20 protein-coding genes and 1 pseudogene are annotated in these 17,139 nt (G+C 59.1%); 7 read left to right on the top strand and 14 right to left on the bottom strand.

Going from position 1 to position 17,139, the window contains the following annotated elements; translation table 11 throughout:
• The first annotated feature begins 17 nt into the window (after nucleotides 1-17).
• Nucleotides 18-683, top strand: coding sequence for a TetR/AcrR family transcriptional regulator (locus tag ABK249_RS14135; protein ID WP_227704218.1), 666 nt, complete (start codon nucleotides 18-20; stop codon nucleotides 681-683).
• Nucleotides 684-747: 64 nt separating this feature from the next.
• On the opposite strand, the gene ABK249_RS14130 is transcribed toward ABK249_RS14135, so the two are convergent.
• Nucleotides 748-1,686 (bottom strand): AraC family transcriptional regulator, encoded by a 939-nt coding sequence (locus ABK249_RS14130; RefSeq protein WP_027508860.1) that lies wholly within the window; start codon nucleotides 1,684-1,686, stop codon nucleotides 748-750.
• Nucleotides 1,687-1,800: 114 nt separating this feature from the next.
• Between ABK249_RS14130 and ABK249_RS14125 the strand changes: the two genes are divergently transcribed.
• Entirely contained in the window at nucleotides 1,801-2,166 is a 366-nt protein-coding gene (locus tag ABK249_RS14125) for a DUF1330 domain-containing protein (RefSeq protein ID WP_027508861.1), read from the top strand.
• Nucleotides 2,167-2,300: 134 nt separating this feature from the next.
• On the opposite strand, the gene ABK249_RS14120 is transcribed toward ABK249_RS14125, so the two are convergent.
• The 9 genes and pseudogenes from ABK249_RS14120 to ABK249_RS14080 all read right to left on the bottom strand — a co-directional run bounded on the left by ABK249_RS14120 (nucleotide 2,301) and on the right by ABK249_RS14080 (nucleotide 12,080).
• Nucleotides 2,301-4,481: a xanthine dehydrogenase family protein molybdopterin-binding subunit gene (locus ABK249_RS14120; RefSeq protein WP_227704217.1), complete on the bottom strand. Its 2,181-nt coding sequence runs from the start codon at nucleotides 4,479-4,481 to the stop codon at nucleotides 2,301-2,303.
• On the bottom strand, nucleotides 4,478-5,479 hold the full coding sequence (locus ABK249_RS14115) for an FAD binding domain-containing protein (RefSeq protein ID WP_227704216.1): 1,002 nt from the start codon (nucleotides 5,477-5,479) through the stop codon (nucleotides 4,478-4,480). The genes ABK249_RS14120 and ABK249_RS14115 overlap by 4 nt, the downstream gene beginning before the upstream one ends.
• Before the next feature lie 3 nt (nucleotides 5,480-5,482).
• Nucleotides 5,483-6,106, bottom strand: a complete 624-nt coding sequence (locus ABK249_RS14110; RefSeq protein ID WP_227704215.1) for a (2Fe-2S)-binding protein — start codon at nucleotides 6,104-6,106, stop codon at nucleotides 5,483-5,485.
• A gap of 125 nt (nucleotides 6,107-6,231) precedes the next feature.
• Nucleotides 6,232-6,954 carry a class I SAM-dependent methyltransferase gene (locus tag ABK249_RS14105; protein WP_084606396.1) on the bottom strand — a complete coding sequence of 241 codons (723 nt, stop codon included), beginning with the start codon at nucleotides 6,952-6,954 and terminating at the stop codon, nucleotides 6,232-6,234.
• On the bottom strand, nucleotides 6,951-7,589 hold the full coding sequence (locus ABK249_RS14100) for a DedA family protein (protein ID WP_227704214.1): 639 nt from the start codon (nucleotides 7,587-7,589) through the stop codon (nucleotides 6,951-6,953). Before ABK249_RS14100 ends, ABK249_RS14105 begins: the two co-directional genes overlap by 4 nt.
• Nucleotides 7,590-7,591: 2 nt before the next feature.
• Nucleotides 7,592-8,575, bottom strand: coding sequence for an oxidoreductase (locus ABK249_RS14095; RefSeq protein WP_051336481.1), 984 nt, complete (start codon nucleotides 8,573-8,575; stop codon nucleotides 7,592-7,594).
• Nucleotides 8,576-8,709: 134 nt separating this feature from the next.
• A pseudogene (locus ABK249_RS14090) lies at nucleotides 8,710-9,764 on the bottom strand (aldo/keto reductase).
• 95 nt (nucleotides 9,765-9,859) lie between these two features.
• Nucleotides 9,860-10,705, bottom strand: coding sequence for an SDR family oxidoreductase (locus ABK249_RS14085; protein ID WP_027508866.1), 846 nt, complete (start codon nucleotides 10,703-10,705; stop codon nucleotides 9,860-9,862).
• A 61-nt stretch (nucleotides 10,706-10,766) separates the two neighbouring features.
• Nucleotides 10,767-12,080, bottom strand: a complete 1,314-nt coding sequence (locus ABK249_RS14080) for an MFS transporter (protein ID WP_348863145.1) — start codon at nucleotides 12,078-12,080, stop codon at nucleotides 10,767-10,769.
• Between the two features lie 162 nt (nucleotides 12,081-12,242).
• Between ABK249_RS14080 and ABK249_RS14075 the strand changes: the two genes are divergently transcribed.
• The 5 genes from ABK249_RS14075 to ABK249_RS14055 all read left to right on the top strand — a co-directional run bounded on the left by ABK249_RS14075 (nucleotide 12,243) and on the right by ABK249_RS14055 (nucleotide 15,463).
• Complete coding sequence (locus ABK249_RS14075; RefSeq protein WP_227705223.1) at nucleotides 12,243-13,169, top strand: AraC family transcriptional regulator; 927 nt, start codon at nucleotides 12,243-12,245, stop codon at nucleotides 13,167-13,169.
• A 1,014-nt stretch (nucleotides 13,170-14,183) separates the two neighbouring features.
• Nucleotides 14,184-14,411, top strand: a complete 228-nt coding sequence (locus ABK249_RS14070; protein ID WP_320443037.1) for a DUF4167 domain-containing protein — start codon at nucleotides 14,184-14,186, stop codon at nucleotides 14,409-14,411.
• A gap of 57 nt (nucleotides 14,412-14,468) precedes the next feature.
• On the top strand, nucleotides 14,469-14,594 hold the full coding sequence (locus ABK249_RS14065) for a hypothetical protein (RefSeq protein ID WP_265105715.1): 126 nt from the start codon (nucleotides 14,469-14,471) through the stop codon (nucleotides 14,592-14,594).
• Between the two features lie 76 nt (nucleotides 14,595-14,670).
• Nucleotides 14,671-14,931, top strand: coding sequence for a hypothetical protein (locus ABK249_RS14060; protein WP_227704212.1), 261 nt, complete (start codon nucleotides 14,671-14,673; stop codon nucleotides 14,929-14,931).
• Nucleotides 14,932-14,974: 43 nt separating this feature from the next.
• Nucleotides 14,975-15,463 (top strand): transglutaminase family protein, encoded by a 489-nt coding sequence (locus tag ABK249_RS14055; RefSeq protein ID WP_227704211.1) that lies wholly within the window; start codon nucleotides 14,975-14,977, stop codon nucleotides 15,461-15,463.
• A gap of 600 nt (nucleotides 15,464-16,063) precedes the next feature.
• Here ABK249_RS14055 and ABK249_RS33925 read toward each other — a convergent pair.
• From ABK249_RS33925 to ABK249_RS14040, 4 genes are read right to left on the bottom strand one after another with little or no spacing between them, the layout of a single operon-like run.
• Nucleotides 16,064-16,330 (bottom strand): DUF982 domain-containing protein, encoded by a 267-nt coding sequence (locus ABK249_RS33925; RefSeq protein ID WP_227704209.1) that lies wholly within the window; start codon nucleotides 16,328-16,330, stop codon nucleotides 16,064-16,066.
• Nucleotides 16,330-16,509, bottom strand: coding sequence for a hypothetical protein (locus ABK249_RS14050; RefSeq protein WP_227704208.1), 180 nt, complete (start codon nucleotides 16,507-16,509; stop codon nucleotides 16,330-16,332). The genes ABK249_RS33925 and ABK249_RS14050 overlap by 1 nt, the downstream gene beginning before the upstream one ends.
• Nucleotides 16,510-16,537: 28 nt before the next feature.
• Nucleotides 16,538-16,804: a DUF1488 family protein gene (locus ABK249_RS14045; protein WP_227704207.1), complete on the bottom strand. Its 267-nt coding sequence runs from the start codon at nucleotides 16,802-16,804 to the stop codon at nucleotides 16,538-16,540.
• Entirely contained in the window at nucleotides 16,804-17,091 is a 288-nt protein-coding gene (locus ABK249_RS14040; protein WP_227704206.1) for a hypothetical protein, read from the bottom strand. The genes ABK249_RS14045 and ABK249_RS14040 overlap by 1 nt, the downstream gene beginning before the upstream one ends.
• Between the last annotated feature and the right edge of the window lie 48 nt (nucleotides 17,092-17,139).

Genomic DNA, 17,139 nt, shown 5'->3' with positions numbered 1-17,139 from the left:
CATTTATGCAGTGGTCGATGCAAAATGATGTTTCGACCTATGCCGGCCATACAGAGCCAACCCCGCGTTTGCGGGGGCGACCGCGGGAATTCGACCGTGTTGCCGCACTCGCCGCCGCGACCAGACTCTTCTGGATCAAGGGTTACGAGGCGACTTCGATCGCTGATCTGACCGAGACGATGGGGATCGGGACCAAAAGCCTTTATGCGGCCTTTGGCTCGAAGGATGCGCTCTATGCGGAGGCGCTCAAATATTATTACACAACCTACGAAGGCTTGGTCTGGACACGCTTCAGGAAGGCTTCGACCGCGAGAGAGGCGGCGCTGGTATTTCTTCAGGATTCGGCGGTCGCCATGACCGGTGGAGATTGCGATCTGCCGCACGGATGCATGGCGACTCTTGCGTCCGTCTGTAGCGAAGGGCATTCCGAACTGGGCGACCTCATGCGTGCGACACGTGCAGGCGGTTTCGATCTTCTGAAGGCGCGTTTCGATAGGGCGATCAGCGATGGCGACCTCATGGCCACGACAGACACCACCAAACTGGCAAGGTTCATACAGACCGTCCAAAGCGGGATGGCGATCCGCGCTCGCGATGGAGCCGATCGTGCCGAACTTCAGGCCGTGGCAGAGATTGCGATATCCGGCTGGGACCATGTCGCCAGCGTTGTCGATTATGCATGAAGGACTTGGCTTGATCCGTGCGGTAGTTGGATAGGAGCGGATTCGGCTTCACGTGCCTTTGCAGTTATGCGTAGCGGGCCGAGTTTTCAGCGAACTGCCTCGGCGAACAGCCGACAGCGCGTGAAAAGGCGGTGCTGAAAGCGCTCCCCGACTTATAGCCAATGGAAAAGGCGACTTCCTCTATCCTTGCCGTTCCAGACCCGAGCGCCTCCTTGGCAAGCGCTATCCGCCACCGCAAGAGGTAGGAGATCGGACTGACCCCGACGACGGCATGAAAGCGCGTGGCGAAGGTCGAGCGCGAGACACCGCAAAGCCTCGCCAGCGAATCGACCGTCCATTCTTGCCCAACATCTGCGTGCATGGCACGAATTGCCTTGCCAGCAACCGGGTCTCGAAGGCCGGCGAGAAGGCCGCGCTTGGCGGGATCGGTAGTCTGTCCCGGAAGGCGCGAAGCAGGCATCCTGAGAATTTCGACCAGCGCCAACTCAACGAGACGGGCGATGATGAACTCGCCGGCCGGTCCAGGGTCGCGGCCTTCGGATTCCATCAGCGTGAGTAGGTTGTGAAGCCGGTGGAGTTTGGGCGAGTGAGAGGGAACCTGAACGAGGGGCGGAAGAAGCCCCGTCAAGAGATCCTCGTTGGCGGTCGAGAACAGGAATTTGCCCATGTGAAGAGAAATCGGTCTTTCCTGACCGAAGCCCAGTCTCAACCGTCCCGGCTGTTTGGCGGCCACTGCCGCGACGCTGTCCAATGGCTCTACGTCCCTATTTGAGGTCAGCGTGAAGGAAAGCGTTGTCCGCAGCAGCACGAAGTCGCCCTTGTTCAGCGGCAGCGGATCGCAACCAGGTCGTATCAACTGGCAAGTGCCGTCTTCTAACCAGAGAAACAACAGGTCTCCCAGCGCTGGAAAGGTTATGCCCCAATCACCAGTGGCATCGATGCCGCGACCCAACAGAGCAGCTCTGGGGTGGAGGAGCCGGATGAGATCAAGAAAAGGATCCATTTCTGTACGGTCGATAAACTATCCTGGGGTCGGCGTTATGGAGGGTTCGAAAAACTCAGCATAATTTGCGGGGGAATTTCACGAGGCCTGAGCCTATTTAACTGGAGTGCAACGATGATCAAAGTCACCCCCGCCGATATAGAGCGTTTCCTTGCCGACGATGACGATCAGCCTGTCGTGATGCTGAACCTGCTTCGGTTCAAAGTTGATGGCGGCAGGCAGCGCTACCTGGAATACCTCACCATGGCAGGGCCGATCGTAAGCCGGTATGGAGCAGAAATCATTTTCGCCGGCGATGGCGCGACTGCGCTTTGCGCCGAACCCGGTCAATCCTGGGATGCGGTGGCGCTGGTGCGCTATCCGAATCGGTCAGCCTTCGCGAACATGATTGCCGATCCTGCCTACGCCGTGGCCGATCCGATTCGGATGTCTGCTCTGGAAGAAGCGGTGCTGCAGCCTATCAGCACTATTCAGCTCTAGAGGCGAACGCACGGCGCATATGGGAAGGTTTTCCGTAAAGTCGCACGGTCGTCGCCTTTAACCAACGCTGGATTTTGTAAGGGAAAGGACATTGAAATGTCCTTTCCCTATTTCGGATACTTAATCACCGAGACCTACAGCAGATCTTCGATGCGGATTGGCAGATGTCGTATCCGTCTGCCCGTCGCGTTATAGACAGCATTGACCACAGCCGCTGTTGCACCGACCATCGCCACCTCGCCGAGACCTTTGACACCAGAAATATTGAGCTTGAAATCTGGCTGGTCGATGAAATCGACCTCAATCGCACCGATGTCGGCATTGACCGGCACGACGTATTCGGCAAGGTCGTTGTTGAGCACGCCGCCGAAGCGAGGGTCCGTTTCACCGACCTCGCGAAGTGCCGCGCCAACGCCCCATATCACACCACCCCTGACCTGGCTTTCCGCCGTGCGACGGTTCATGACCCGTCCACAGTCGGCAACACTGACGACGCGTCTGACGCGCGCACGCCCGGTCGACGTCTCCACGTGAACTTCCGCAAAATGGGCTATCCAGCTGAACGCCATGAAGTCGGGATATTCCGGCCCGGTTGTGGACGGAATGCCTCTGCGCAACTGCTCGATCACTTGTCCGTCCTTGCCCAGCGGGATCGTATCGACCGCGACCTCCAGAAATGGGCGGCGGGTTCGGGCGAGCTGGACATGCACCGGTTCTTGCGACAATGGGTTGCCGATCAGCCGACTTAGCTCTTCGCGCAGTCGCAAAGCAGCGCCTCGCGCAGCTGGCGCAGTGCTCCCTGTTCCCCACGAGCCGGCGGTTATATGCTGGGGCGCATGTCCGGTGTCGCCGATGCGGATGTCGAGTTTCTCTGGATCGATGCCGAGAACATCCATGAGCTCTGCTGCTATGACGCTGCGGATGCCTTGTCCCATTTCGTGGCCGGAGGTTGCGATCTCGCATCTGCCGCTCGCGAAGAGACGAAGCGTTGTCACAGAGGCCGTCATCGATGCCTTGTAACTCCCACATGCAACGCCCAGGCCGATGAGGTCGCCATTGTCCGAAACCAAAGCGCCCGGTTCACGCATCCGCCGGTTCCAGTCGAACAATTCCGCCCCACGTCTCAAACAGTCCGCGAGATAACGGGATGAGAAGGGCTTGCCCGTGATCGGATCACTTTCAGCATCGTTGGCAAGGCGGAGTTCAACGGGGTCCATTCCGACAGCCTCGGCAAGCTCATCCATCGCGCATTCGGTGGCAAAGCTCGAGGGATGCTCGTGCGGAGCACGCTGATGGCCGGGGGTCTGGGTATCAACCCGGACGATACGATCACTTCCCCGCCAGGCGCCATAGCCATACATGCGCGGAGGATTGGCCCCGTGGTCACAAGCAAATCCATCATACCGGCTGTTCTGCTGGACCGTTTCATAGAGCCCGGCCAGCAGACGGCCTTGTCCATCTGCGCCAAGCCGGACCCGGTGAAGACTTCTTGGGCGATAGGATGCCGTATGGAACAATTGGCTGCGGGGCATCACGAGCTTGACGGGACGGCGCAGCATCGCCGCGGCGCTTGCGACAAGCACGCTCTGCTCCTGGATGCCGTTCTTCTGGCCGAAGCCACCGCCTGTATAGGGGCTCACGCCGCGCAGCCGTGTCGGCTCCATCCCCATCATGCCCGCAAGACCGCCGGCAAAAGCCGAAGCCGCCTGAGTGCCCTCATAGATTCTGAGTTCACCATCCTCGAATGCGGCCGTCGTGGAGATCAGCTCTATCGGATTGTGATGCTGCTGGGGATGTAGATACTCGACGTCAATATGATGATCTGCAGCAGCAAAGGCTGCCTCCGCATCACCGGAGGACAACTGGCGATCGGGCTCCGGTTCCGGACTGGCAAGGTCATCCTCCATGCGGGCGCTGAACGCGTCCTCGGCGTAGCGAACCTTGATGGCTTCCGCGCCTTCGACGGCGGCCTCCAACGTTTCGGCGACCACCAGGGCGACCGGTTCGCCTCGGTGGCGCACGACCGGGCTCGTCATCGGCTGATGGCCCTTGCCGGGCTGACCATAGGCACCGCGAGCGGCAAGCGTGGTCTTGATCTGCGAGAAATCTTCATGCGTGAAGACGCGAACGACGCCTTGCACAGTCATCGCGGCAGTCAGGTCGATTGCCTCGATACGCCCCGTGACGATCGTCGCTGGTACCATCATCGCATGTAGCAGACCGGGAATCGGCTGATCTGCCGCGTAGATTGCCCGACCCGACACTTTTTCGTAGGCGTCGACCCGGGGACGGTCTGCGGTTCTTTCCTGCGTCATTGCGTTTTTCCTCCGGCGGTCATGATGGCGTCGGCAAGGGTGCGGGCGCCGAGTTCGATCTTGAAAGCGTTGTGTGCGCCGGCTTGCGCATTGGCGAACGCGGCCCTGCCGGCAGCCAATGCACTCTGCCTGTCGATCGCGCGTCCGCTCAAAACGGCCTCTGCCTCATGGGATCGCCACGGCCGGGTGGCGACGCCGCCTATAGCGATATGCGCCTGTCGTACCCGATCGCCTTCCATCGCAAGTGCAACCGCGGCCGAGGCCAGGGCAAAGGCATAGGATTCGCGGTCGCGCACTTTGAGGTAGGTCGAGCGCCGGCCGGCCTCTGTTTTCGGAACAGAGATCCCGGTCACGATCTCGCCGGCCACAATCGAGAACTCCCTATGGGGCGTTTCGCCAGGCAACAGGTAGAACTCCGCGATGGGGATCGAACGTGCTCCGTCCGGCCCATGAAGCTCGATCCATGCGTCCATCGCCGTCAGCGCAACCGGCCAGTCACCGGGTGATACGGCCGTGCAAGCATCACTGATGCCGAGCACGGCCTGACCGCGATCAAGCCCACCGATCGCCGCGCATCCCGAACCCGGCGCCCGCTTGTTACAGGGATAGGCGCCGATTGCCCCGTTCCGGAAATATGGACACCGTGTTCGCTGCAGCAGATTGCCGCCGACGGTCGCCATGTTGCGAAGCTGTTGAGAAGCGGCTTTCGAAAGGCTCTCTGCCAAAACCGGATAGTCACGACGCACAACCTCATTTTCGGCGACATCCGCCATAAGCGCTCCGGCGCCGAAGAACAGGACCTCACCGCTTGTATCGATACGGTCAGATCCTTCGAGGGAGGCGATGTCGATCAGGTGAGCGGGGCGTTCGACGCCAAGCTTCATCAGGTCGTATAGGGTCGTGCCACCGGCGATATAACGGGCTCCTTCACCAGCCACAGCGAATGCTTCGATTGCTTCCCCGATGTTGCTGGGGCGGACATATGATAATGACCTCATGGCTCAGCCTCGCTCAATCTGGGGAGCTGCCTGCTCGATCGCAGCGACAATGCCGACGTAGGCTCCGCATCGACAGATATTACCGCTCATGTATTCCCTGATGTCTTCAGGCGTAGACGCATGGCCTTCCTTCACGCAGGCGATGGCCGCCATGATCTGACCGGGCGTACAGTAGCCACATTGCAATGCGTCGTGGTCGATGAAAGCTTGTTGCATGGGGTGTAGACCGTCAGCACCTGCGATACCTTCGATCGTCGTGACGTCGCGGCCATCGACTTTTGCGGCGAGGGTAAGACAGGAAGCGACCCTGCGCCCATCCACGTGGACTGTGCAGGCTCCGCATTGACCGTGGTCGCACCCCTTCTTCGCACCGACCAGACCCAATCGCTCGCGCAACATGTCCAGCAAGGATGCGCGCGCATCGATCTCAAGTGCGACTGGCTGCGCGTTGATCCGGCAAGCTATTTGAGCCGTGATCCCATTCTCTGAAAGAGCAGAAGGCGCCCCTTGTATTTGCTCCTGCGCCGTCGCAGCCGATATTGCTCCGGAGATCGAGACGACCGTTCCGGCTTCCAGTACTTGCCGCCGAGTGAGGTTTAAGAATTGCGTTTCTTGCGGGTCCGACATCGGTTCTGGCCTCCTGAGTGTTGCAACCGCGTTTGTTCGGGATCACTCTCCCGAAGCTGCACAACCTCTCTCAAGGTAGGGCAATCCGACCGGGAGGATTAGGCGATAGATGCTGCACAATCTGGTTAGCTCTCCTTCGCAATGGAATGCGACGCGAAGGAAGCGACATTTCTGGTCTCGGCAGAGGCTGCTGATCGGTCCAGGTCTGACGAAAGGAAGGTATGCGGACTCAAGCTCAAGGGCACGTCATACGTCCGACCGAGTGGCGCGCGCGGTCTTCGCCGGCTCACACGATAGACTGCTGCGGGCGGAACGTTCGCAAGTGTCCCACCGACAAATGTCGCCTTCAAGCCAAGCCGATCAAGCAGGGGTCTCGGGATCGGGCATCGCGGACCGTAGGTGAACTGATAAAATGCTCCGTCATGACGAAGATGCAAAAAGGCACCTTCGAGAATGGCGATCACTTTCCGAGTTGGCATCGATAGAAGAGGCAGACCGCTCAGGACGGCGCCAATCGGGGCCGAGGTCTGAAGTTCGATCTTGCGGAGTTGCGAGGCGTCCATCTGAAGGGTTCTCGCTGCCGGGAAGCGCATCGCGAGTTGGCGGGCGAAATCCGCGCCGTATTCGACAAGAATGAGATCCGATTCGGGAACACCCCGATCAAGCAGAGCTTCGGTGAAAACCCCCGTTCCCGGACCAAGTTCAATCACGGGCCCGCTATCCGCAGAGATTCCAGCGGTCATGAGTGATGAGAGCGCCCGCCCTGAGGGCGTGACCGAGGCAACCTGCAGAGGCGCAGAAAGCCAAGCGCGAAAGAACAGGAGCGCGTCGGTCGTTTTGCTCGTCATCGCGCATTTCCTGCTCGACCAAGGCGCTTGGCGTACCGGAGATGCAACCGGAATACCAAGGCGCTGACCGCTTCCACTGCGATTAGAACCAGTAGGGTTTTCAGAGCAAGCACCGACGCATTGATCCCCGGAAGTAACGTCACAGCCAGGTAACCGGCACCGATGAATAGTCCATTCCACGAGACGATGCCGACGGCCAAGCCGGAAGCGAACTTCATGATGCCTGTTCCCATTAGCCCCGCAGCCAAAGGTGAAACAAGACGGACGGTAGGGATGAGCTGTGACGTAACGGCGATTGATTGCTCCCGGCCACGCAGGGACGAGATTGTGAGGTCGATACGCTGCCGTGAAAGTCCGACCCATGTGCCGGCTGCGTACAACATCGAGGCAGACCTCTGCTTCCCGAAGGCAAGAACAAGGGCATAGAGTGTCAGTGCGCCCACGAAACTCCCCATGGTCGTGGCGAGGACGGCTGTGTGGATCGACCAGACATCGTTGTTGGCGGCAATACCGATGGCAACGAGAACGCCGTACGACGGAAGGACCGGAACAAATCGCTCTGCAAGCCCGATAGAGAAAAGGCCAAGAATGCCATAGAGCGCTATCCAGTCGACGAGATCTGCGAGCGGGTCCATTCTTAGCCCTCTTGTCTGAGAAGCTGCGCGCCAGAAACCTGATCAGCCACCGTTGCCGCTTGGTCCTCATACGCGATGCCAGCCATCTGTTCCGAGATATCCCAAAGTCTCTTGGCGACACGGAGCTCCATCGCCTGTGGCGGGATTTGCGCCTCGGTAGGATGGCCGCGGGTTTCGCTCAGCCGATTAGGACCATAATACCTGCCACCGCGGGCATCCGGAGATGTGGCGGCAAACAGGGTCGGCAGTGCCCCTTGGGACGCGGGCTGAAACAAGAACCACAGCAGCGAGCGAAGAAGGCCTTGCGCGCTGTGGCGACCCGGTGCGTTGTGCAGCAGGTCCGTCCGCGAAATGCCAGGATGGGCTGCGATGGAGGTTATTCCCCAACCGGCCTTCTCGCTGCGCCGCTGAAGTTCGAGTGCGAACATCAGGCAGGCAAGTTTGGACTGGCTGTAGACAGGCATGGGCTTGTAGCTCCGCGCCGCCTGCAGATCGTCAAAGTCGATCGCCACATTGCTGCGTCTTGCCGCAATGCTGGACAGCGTCACCACCCTCGGCTCTTGTGCCCGCAGCAGAAGCGGCAATAGGCGGGCGGTCAGGACAAAGTGACCGAGGTAATTGGTACCGAACTGCAATTCAAAGCCGTCGTCAGTCGTCTTGCGCACCGGAGGCGTCATGACCCCCGCATTGTTGATGAGCACATCAAGATGATCGCGACGGCCTTTCAGCCGCTCGGCCAGCGCCTCGATCGAATCGAGGTTGCCGAGATCGACTTGCTCGAACGTGACGGCCGCGCACTGCACGATCTCGCTTATCTGCCGAACTGCATCGGCGCCCTTGGCCGGATTGCGCCCTGCGAGGATCACTTCGCCGCCGGCTCTGGCAAATGCGAGAGCGTCCTCGAAACCAAGGCCACCGGTTCCGGTGACAAGGATCGTGCGGCCTTGCTGAGACGGCATATCGTCCAGCGTCCAAGGTTTAGACATGATGCTTTCCTTCGTTGACTGGTAAAAGGTTCGCCCGCCGGAGTTGCAACGGGGGGCAGGCGTCTCCGGCGGACAAAGGTCGCTGGGGGCGGAGGCGACCTTCAGGGATCAAAAATGGGGCTTCAGGATCCAAGCTACTCTGCTGCCGCTTGGATGATCGCAAGTGGCGGTCGTTCCGGCGCATGGCGCGTTCGCTGCATCCAGGCTGGATATTCGGGGCGGAGTTTGCTCACCGCATCGAGTTCGGCCAATTCGTTGATGTCGAGCGACACTTCGTTCGAACGGATGCTGTCGTCGAGTTGACCGACCGTCTTTGCGCCGATGATCACGCTCGTGACGTGCGTTTGGTGCAGCAGCCAGGCGAGTGCTATGCGAGCGACGCTCACGCCCTTCCGCTGGCCGATGCGCTCCATGACCTCGATGACGGCGTAGGCATGGCATGATCCATCGCGACAGGCGGAAAGTCGAAGGTCGTGCGTCGGCTGCCTTCGCCTCCCTGCTTGTCGCGCCCGAATTTGCCGCTGAGGAGACCACCGGCGAGCGGGCTCCAGACGAGAAGGCCAAGCTGCTCCGCCTTGACCAGTGGGACGATCTCCCGCTCGATATCGCGGCCGGCGAGCGTGTAGTAGTTCTGCGTCGTCGCGATCTTCGCGAGATTGAGTCGTTCGCTGTGGCCAATGGCTCTCGCCATCTGCCAGGCCGACCAGTTCGACACGCCGACATGACGCACCAGACCCTGCTGGACGAGCATATCGAGGGCTGCCAGGCTTTCCTCGATCGGCGTCACGGTATCGACGTTGTGCAGTTGATAGAGGTCGATGTAGTCGACCTGCAGCCGTTTCAGGCTCGCCTTGACGCTGTTCATGATATGCGTCCGCGAGTTCCCGGCCTCGTTCGGACCTGTGCCTATCGGACCGCAGACCTTGGTGGCGATCACCACGTCCTCGCGCCGGACGCCCAGGTTCTTGAGCGACTGGCCGACAATTTCTTCGGAGACGCCGCCGGAATAGATGTCGGCGGTATCGATGAAGTTGATGCCATGGTCAAGCGCACGGGTAATCAGACCTTGGGCGTCTTCCTGCTGGACATTGCCCATGTTGGACCAGATCCCCTGGCCGCCGAAGGTCATGGTTCCCAGGCAAAGCTCAGAGACGAAAAGACCAGTATTTCCGAGCGTGTTGTATTTCATGATGCTCTCCTTCACGATGATGGTGAGGTATCGTTGTCGAGTGGAACCCCCCTTGGCCTTACTGGCGGCCGAGGGGTGCTGTCGGGCTGGCCGTCTCAACCGAGGCCGCCGTTTGCGAAGACGTTTTGTCCATTCACCCATGCGCCTTCCTTCGAGCACAGAAGGGCTATGGTGCCTGCGATATCTTCCGGCAGCCCCAGGCGGCCCAGCGGCGTCTGCTCGGGGATTCCTCTGAGCGCCTCTTCTCCGTGCTGACGCAGAAGCTCTGTATCGACGGCGCCGGGCGCAACGGCGTTGACCGAAATGTCGCGACCAGCCAGTTCCTTTGCGAGCACGCTCGAATACAGAACCTGGACCGCCTTGCTCGCAGCGTAAGCTCCGGTCCCAGGCGGTGGCGTCTTGATGATGCTCGAACTGAGGCTGATGATCCGGCCACCATCCCGGACGCGACGCGCTGCTTCGCGCAGGACGTTGAAGCTGCCCTTCACATTGGTCGCGATCATCCGATCGAAGGCTTCGTCGGTCATCTGGGCAAAGGGCCCGACATTCATGATGCCGGCATTGTTGACGACGACATCGACGCCGCCGAATGCCTCATCATTGGCATTGAACAGCGCGTTCACCGCTGCCGGATCCGCCACGTCGGCCTGACGGAAGATCGCGCGACCACCGGCCGCTTCGATGTCGCGGACCACCTGAGCCGCGAGATCACGATTGGTCAGATAGTTCACCGTCACAGCGTAGCCGTCGCTCGCCAGACGCTTTGCCGTGGCGGCGCCAATGCCGCGCGAAGAGCCCGTGACGATTGCCACGCGTTGTTCTGTGTTTCGGGCGGCTGTTTGCGTGGTTTGGGCGGACGCGATGCCGCTCATGGCGAGAGCCGACGGGACAGCGGCTGCGAGAGCCAGGAACGTGCGGCGGGAATTGTCGGTATCAGACATTGAGGTGTCTCCGTTTGACTAAGTTCAGAACGGTTCTGATGTTGCGTGGACGAGGACGTGTTCAGCGTTGCCGAAGGAAAGCGCTGACCCGTTGGTTGGCGACAAGAAGGGCAAGACCTGACAGGATGCTCGCCAAGGGCACGATCAACAGGCCGAGTGCGAGACCGTTCGGAATGTCTGCGGCGCTTGCAGCGTCGCTGGCCATACCCACGAACAAGGGGCCGAGGGCCGGTCCGATCAGGCCGCTCCCGATCATCACGAGGCTCGATGCCTGTGCCTGACGACCCGGTCCGGCGACGAGATGCGCTGCACCGAAACCCCAGGGCAGCATGAAGGAGAATGAGAGCATCGAAGGCACGAACAGGGCGATTGCCATCCATCCTACCGGGACGAACAAAGCCGCAGTCGTGGTGACGCTCGCCATCAGGAAGAGGATGGCGGGGGGACCCAGAACCTTGCCGGAACCGGAGCGTGCCGCAAGGTCAAACCAGCGTCCGCCGCCCAGCGTGCCGACAATCCCCATCAGGCCCTGCAACAGGCCGAAAAAGATCCCTACTTCGGTTGCTGTAAAGCCGTGGGTCCGGATCAGGAACGGGACTGAAAAGGCATAGAAAGGCGCGCCGGCAAAGCCGAGAAGGATCGTGCCGAGGAACAGCCAGCGGAAGGCCGGGGATGCCAGGAGTTCAAGGCTTGTCTTGAGGAAGGGTTCGTTGCGCGTCCTTGCGTTTTGCAGACGGGGCGTCGGGCCTGCGACCAGTATCGTCAACAAGCCGATCAAGATGCCGATGGCACCCGCACCCATCAACACGATGCGCCAGCCGAAGGCATCTGCCATGGCACCGCCAGCGGCAAAACCTGCCATGGTTCCGAGAGGGATTCCCATCGCGAATAGGCCGATCGCAAGGCCACGTCTTTCAGGTTCGATCTTGCGGGCGATCAATGCGTGACCGGACGGGACGGCTCCCGCCTCACCGAAGGCAACGCCGAAGCGCGTGAGCGCAAGGAACATGAAACTTGCAGCAACGCCACCCAGCGCTGTCATCCCGCTCCAAACCAAAACGCATGATACCAGCACGAGCCGCGGCGAGCCGCGATCGGCCGCACGGGCAAGCGGTAGCGAAAGAAGGGCGTAACAGACTGCAAAGGCAAGGCCAGTTAGCAGCCCCATTTGTGTATCTGTCAGTGACAGGTCCGCCTTGATTTTTTCCGCCAGGATGAATGGGAGGATGCGGTCAATCTGTGAAAAAGCGTTTATCAGGAGAAGTGTGGCGCAGATTGCGACGAACCGCCAACTTCCGACATATTCACTGCTGTCAGGTACAGGCTTGGCCCGTGCCGTTGACGGATCTCTTGACCCGGCGACAATTTCTGCCATTTTGAGGTTACTCCTCGCTTGGTTGCACCCTTAAGCTAGACGGAGTGTCCAATGACCAGAATGCCCGAACTCTCAAAAAACTTGCCTATTCCTGCAGAAGAGGAGCTTATGCCGGGGCGGAGCCAAGTGTTAACCTGGCCGCGCAAGCAGCCGGAGCCGCGCATGAATGCACCGCTGCTGGCTGCCGTGACGGACTACATCGAGTCAAAGGGCGGGGGCCAAGGCCTGTTCCCTACAGCCATCGATGGCTTCAATATCGTTCGCTCATTCCAGTCGATGATGCCGATGCGAAATATCTATCGGCCGTCGCTCTGCGTTGTGCTGGAAGGGGCAAAGGAGCTTCATTTCGGAGAAGAGAGACTGAGCTACCGGACGATGGAGTGCCTTGTCGTCAGCGTAGGGCTTCCGGCGACCGGCCGCATTGTCGAGGCAAGCGAAGAGGTCCCCTATGTGGGCGTCTTGATCGATTTCGATGTGGCAACCTTGCGGAATGTCGTCGAACAGCTGGACGCCCTTCCGGTGCAGTCAGAGGAATCGGGCCCCTGTGCATTTGTTGCCAAAGTCGATCAACCCTTGGCCGACTGCATTCTTCGCCTAGTGAGATTGTTGGCGACGCCGAAAGCAATTCCAGTTCTGGCGCCTTCGATCGTGCGTGAAATATGCTACTGGCTGTTGAGCGGGCCGCATGGCGGTGAGATTTGCAAACTTGCGCTGCCGGAATCGAACATCGAACGCGTCGTCAGGGCCGTATCAGTGCTGCACACCAATTTCGCAGAGACACTCCGGGTCGAACAGCTGGCAGAAATCGCGCGAATGAGCCCGTCGTCCTTCCATCAGCATTTCAAGGCCTTGACCTCCATGACGCCGCTGCAGTTTCAAAAGCAGTTACGCTTGCTCGAGGCGCGCCGTCTCATGGTGACAGAAGCCGCCAATGTCGCTGAAGCGGCCTACAAGGTTGGCTATGAAAGCGCGTCGCAATTCAGTCGCGAGTATTCGAGAACTTTCGGCGTCGCTCCGAAGCAGGATGCTTTGACCCAGCAGCGCCTCCACACCGCGTATGCAAGTCGGATAGTCTCCGCATCCCCCTAGACTGCGGACGACGAGCGTCTCCATGAGATCTTGCTATAAAGCCAGTTGCGCCAGGTAAGCATGGGGGCCCACAATCCGGGTCCTCCTGTGTTCAGCCTTGTAAGTCCCTCGACATGTGCTCCGTAGCGTCTTTCGAATTGTTGCATAAAGAGCAAGAGCGGTAAGTTCTGGAACGCACCTCAAAGAATGTTCCATAAGTGGGCCATACGCTGCACCAACGATCCGCGTAAGAAAAGTAATTGGAGATTCAGTGACTTAGAGATTCTGATGAGCAGGTCGCAAGTCCATATTCTTTCAAGACAAAACTACTGCTTCCTTACGCAGCCAATTTGGGAATTTCGCGCTCAACCAATCGCAGGAATCGGGTGTTGCGAGCCCCCGCAACCACGCTACAGCACGCTATAGCTGGAGAAACTACGATCTCCGCTGAAGCAGCGCGATTCCCAATGGGTTGGGTGAAATTCCTTTCCAGACCTCAGGAATGACTTTTTCACCGCTTATTGGGTCGGTCCTGCAGTATCGATGCTGACACCCGCCGATATGCCCGCCTTCCCGTCTGGATCGCACGGCGGTTTCGGCCCGACTAGATCTGCTGATCTGACAGGTTCGATCTGCCGCCGGCAATTCCTTCAGACTAAAGTGGAGGCCAGCCTTTAAGCCGTCTCGATTGAATCGAGCATGCACGCTCCAGATTGCGATCGGCGGACGTGAAAGGGCCGCATTGCCTCCGCATATTGGATGCATTGAGCGTTTCTTTGGCAGCAATGCAAAGAGCCGCCGGATTCCTTCTTCACTGAAATCACTGAACGCAGCCACCCAACGCTTGGCGCATGGATCGGCACGATACCCTGATCGCATATAGTTGCCATTGCAGGTCCATGCTGCAGCTAGATCCCAGCTCTCTGACGTGGAACACACAAGTCCGCCGCCGGCTGACCTCACCAGCAGGAAATAGCGAACAAATCGAGAGGCGGCTGTGCCTCCCCCATTTGAATCTTACAGGAGCAGGCCACGATGGCCTCGAAATCTTCCATGAACAACAAGCGCCTCCGCCAGGGCTATTCCGATAAACTGGTCAAGGTGCCTGCACGTCCGGCCTACCGGAATGATAGGGATCAATACGAACATTACCTCGCACTCGCCCTAGAGAAAGCGTCAGCTGGCGCTCGGATCGAGGCTGAAAACTATTATCAACACGCCGAGCACTATTTTCGAAGCGCGACAGCCGATAGGCCTCTCTAAAATCGGCCGATGCATAAGACAGGTATGTGAGGAAAAGACGAACGCGCGAGGCAGACAATGGAACTCTATTATTTTGTCCTGCTTTTTATAGCGGTGGATGCGGTGATTATTGGCGCGTGGGTATTCCGCATCATGTGGATGAAGCTCAAAACCACCGCACCTTTGGGCGCGGGTAAAAAGTAAGAGAAGCGTGCGAGCAAAAGAGGCTCCCGCATCTGCACCGGGATTGCCGGACAATCCGATACAAATGGAGAAAGCCATGAGCCGCACGAGCACCCGTACTGTCACGTTTCAGAAATCTTTTCTGCTTCCGGGAATGGAGGCTCCGCATGCTGCCGGTACTTTCGAACTTCAGATGCGGGAGGAGCCAATTGACGTGATGTGGGAGGCCTATCACCGAACGCTGACGATTATGCTCACGTCGGCGGGGCGTCTGGAGGCGTGGCCGGTGAGCGAGACCGATTTAGAAAACGCGCTTGCAGCGGATCAGGGGCCAGATACCCACAGGGTCCGGCTGTGAGCCTCACATTGCGGCGGGGAAATCTCGTGTTGGTTGACCTCAGATGACAAAGCTTACGGTACGACATCGCACGACCTACAGCTATCGCAGGAAAGTGGAGCTTGCGCCGCATCGCCTGATGCTTCGGCCTCGGGAGCGGAGGGAGTTACATCTGCTGGCTCACGAGATATCGACGGCACCGAGCTCGGGCGCCCGTATCGTTTCCGGCTACCTATTCAATCCCGTCGGGGGCCTCGAAGGCTCGCCGGACAGGGGGTCGACCCATGCCTGGGCAGAGATCTTCGTCCCAGGCGCCGGCTGGATTCCTTTCGACCCCACCAACCGAAGAATGGGCGGCGAGGACCTTATTCCTGTCGCGGTCGGCCGGGATATCAGCCAGGTGGTGCCGGTGGCAGGAAGTTCTCTCGGTCCATCAGATGCCTGCGCATTTATGCAGGTGGACGTCGAAGTGCTTTCCGGGAACGTCTCGGACATGAGGCAAGCGAAGAATGGCAACCACCAGGCAGTCGTGGTGAATGACCGTCAATCCTAACGAGAGGAGAATGCCTATGGTACAAGAACCCATTGAATTTGCGGTAAGCTCTAACGGCGACCGATGGTTCCTCGAGCGCGCCCAGGCAGCGGGCGAGGATATCGTTATCCACCGCGCCAACCTTGCCTCCGGTGGTACGGAAACCAGGATGGCTGTCTCAAGCTTTCTTCACGTCACCGGCGGGCGTCCCGAGGGTAGGGCTCTTCGCGAAGCTCTGCGTGAAGTAAATTCCCGTGATACGCAATTGGAAAGCGAAACACCCGTCGCTCAAGCCAAGCCCCGAAATCGCTCTCCCTGGTCGAAGCCGGCCGATGGCACCCGCTTATGAGCAGAGCGCCTTGAACTTTTCCGTCGGGCTGCATCGGCTCAGGCTCTGTAACCATCAGGGATGCCGCAACACAGCCTGAAATATGGAATCACGTGAAGCTAAGGAGGTGGGATGGGGAGCTTTCAGGGTCGCACTAATCCCAGATCTGTTGGAGACGCGCCTTGGCGGGATAGCTTCCACATTGCGGGCTGTTTCCCGTCCCCCACCTCAGGCTGAGGGGATCGCCCAGACCGGCTTCTTCGTTTGCTGCACAGACGGGTAGTCCGGCGCAGCTATCTCGATCGCATCTGGGATTCGGCGAAGGCGGCGAGGAAGTCTTCGCGCATGTCCTCCGCCGTGATCTCGTTCCGGAGGGCTGCATGGAAGCGCCTTCTCTCTCGGCTGTAGCAGGGGCCATACTGATGGGGGATGTTTTCAGCCAAATAGCGCAGAGCGTCGCGGGGACCGCGAACTTCCACCTTGGACCGGTCCGCCAGCTCGATGGCTACCGGTAGATGCCAAAATGCGGAAAAGGCGATTGGAATCACCGGGGTCGCCATTATCGGAATCTGCCGGCGTTTCTGAGCAAGTCGATCTCCTTGGCTATCGGTCCCAGCAGTTTCCTCAGGCGATTTTCTTCCACTTTATCAAGACGAAATCGCTGTGCAAACTCGCTGACATACCAGATTTTTTCTTTCCCAGGTCGGCCGATTTTGTCTGGAGGAATGGGATATTGCATGCCGAGATCCTTTTGGCACGAGATGGATTCACCGGAAGTGTTCGAGACCAAGGGTGATTGTGCCGTTGCGGGTTGCTGCATAGACCGCCTTCGCGACCTTCAGAATTCGGGGCCGGAGCGCATCGAACGAAGCGAGGTAATCGTCCTCGCTCGCTGTTCGCTGCGACAGCGCGCCGGCCAGCACTTCTGCGGGCACGTAAAAGTGAACCTCGAACATGCCGTCATGCCCGAGGAAGCGGACCCGCCTATGTGCATCATCATAACTGCGTGCCGAGTTCGGAAAGGAGAGGGGCACTAACGACCTCCCTCATCCTGCCATCGATCGATGGCTTCGTTTTTCGGTGAACTTTCAGGCCGTGGATCGGCGGTAAGCCCAGTATCTCGATGTTCCAGCGCCAACAGCAGGGCTTTCCTTGTTCTGTTTCCATTCCGGAATTCCGAATTCAAGAAGACTAAGGCTTCGCGTTTGGCGTCTGAACTGGCTTCGGCTTCAACACCTCTGAAGCCTGCAGCTCTCAAGACATCCCTGAGCATCGCTACATTGACGGGATCGATGGATTCCTGTGGTGAATTGGAAGACATATGGTCCTCCTTTGTTGGGGCGAGGGTGACACCTCGATGGCAGCGCCC

The organism is Neorhizobium phenanthreniclasticum (genome assembly GCF_040066075.1).
Lineage (GTDB): Bacteria > Pseudomonadota > Alphaproteobacteria > Rhizobiales > Rhizobiaceae > Neorhizobium > Neorhizobium petrolearium.
This window is presented reverse-complemented; position numbering and strand designations above follow the sequence as displayed.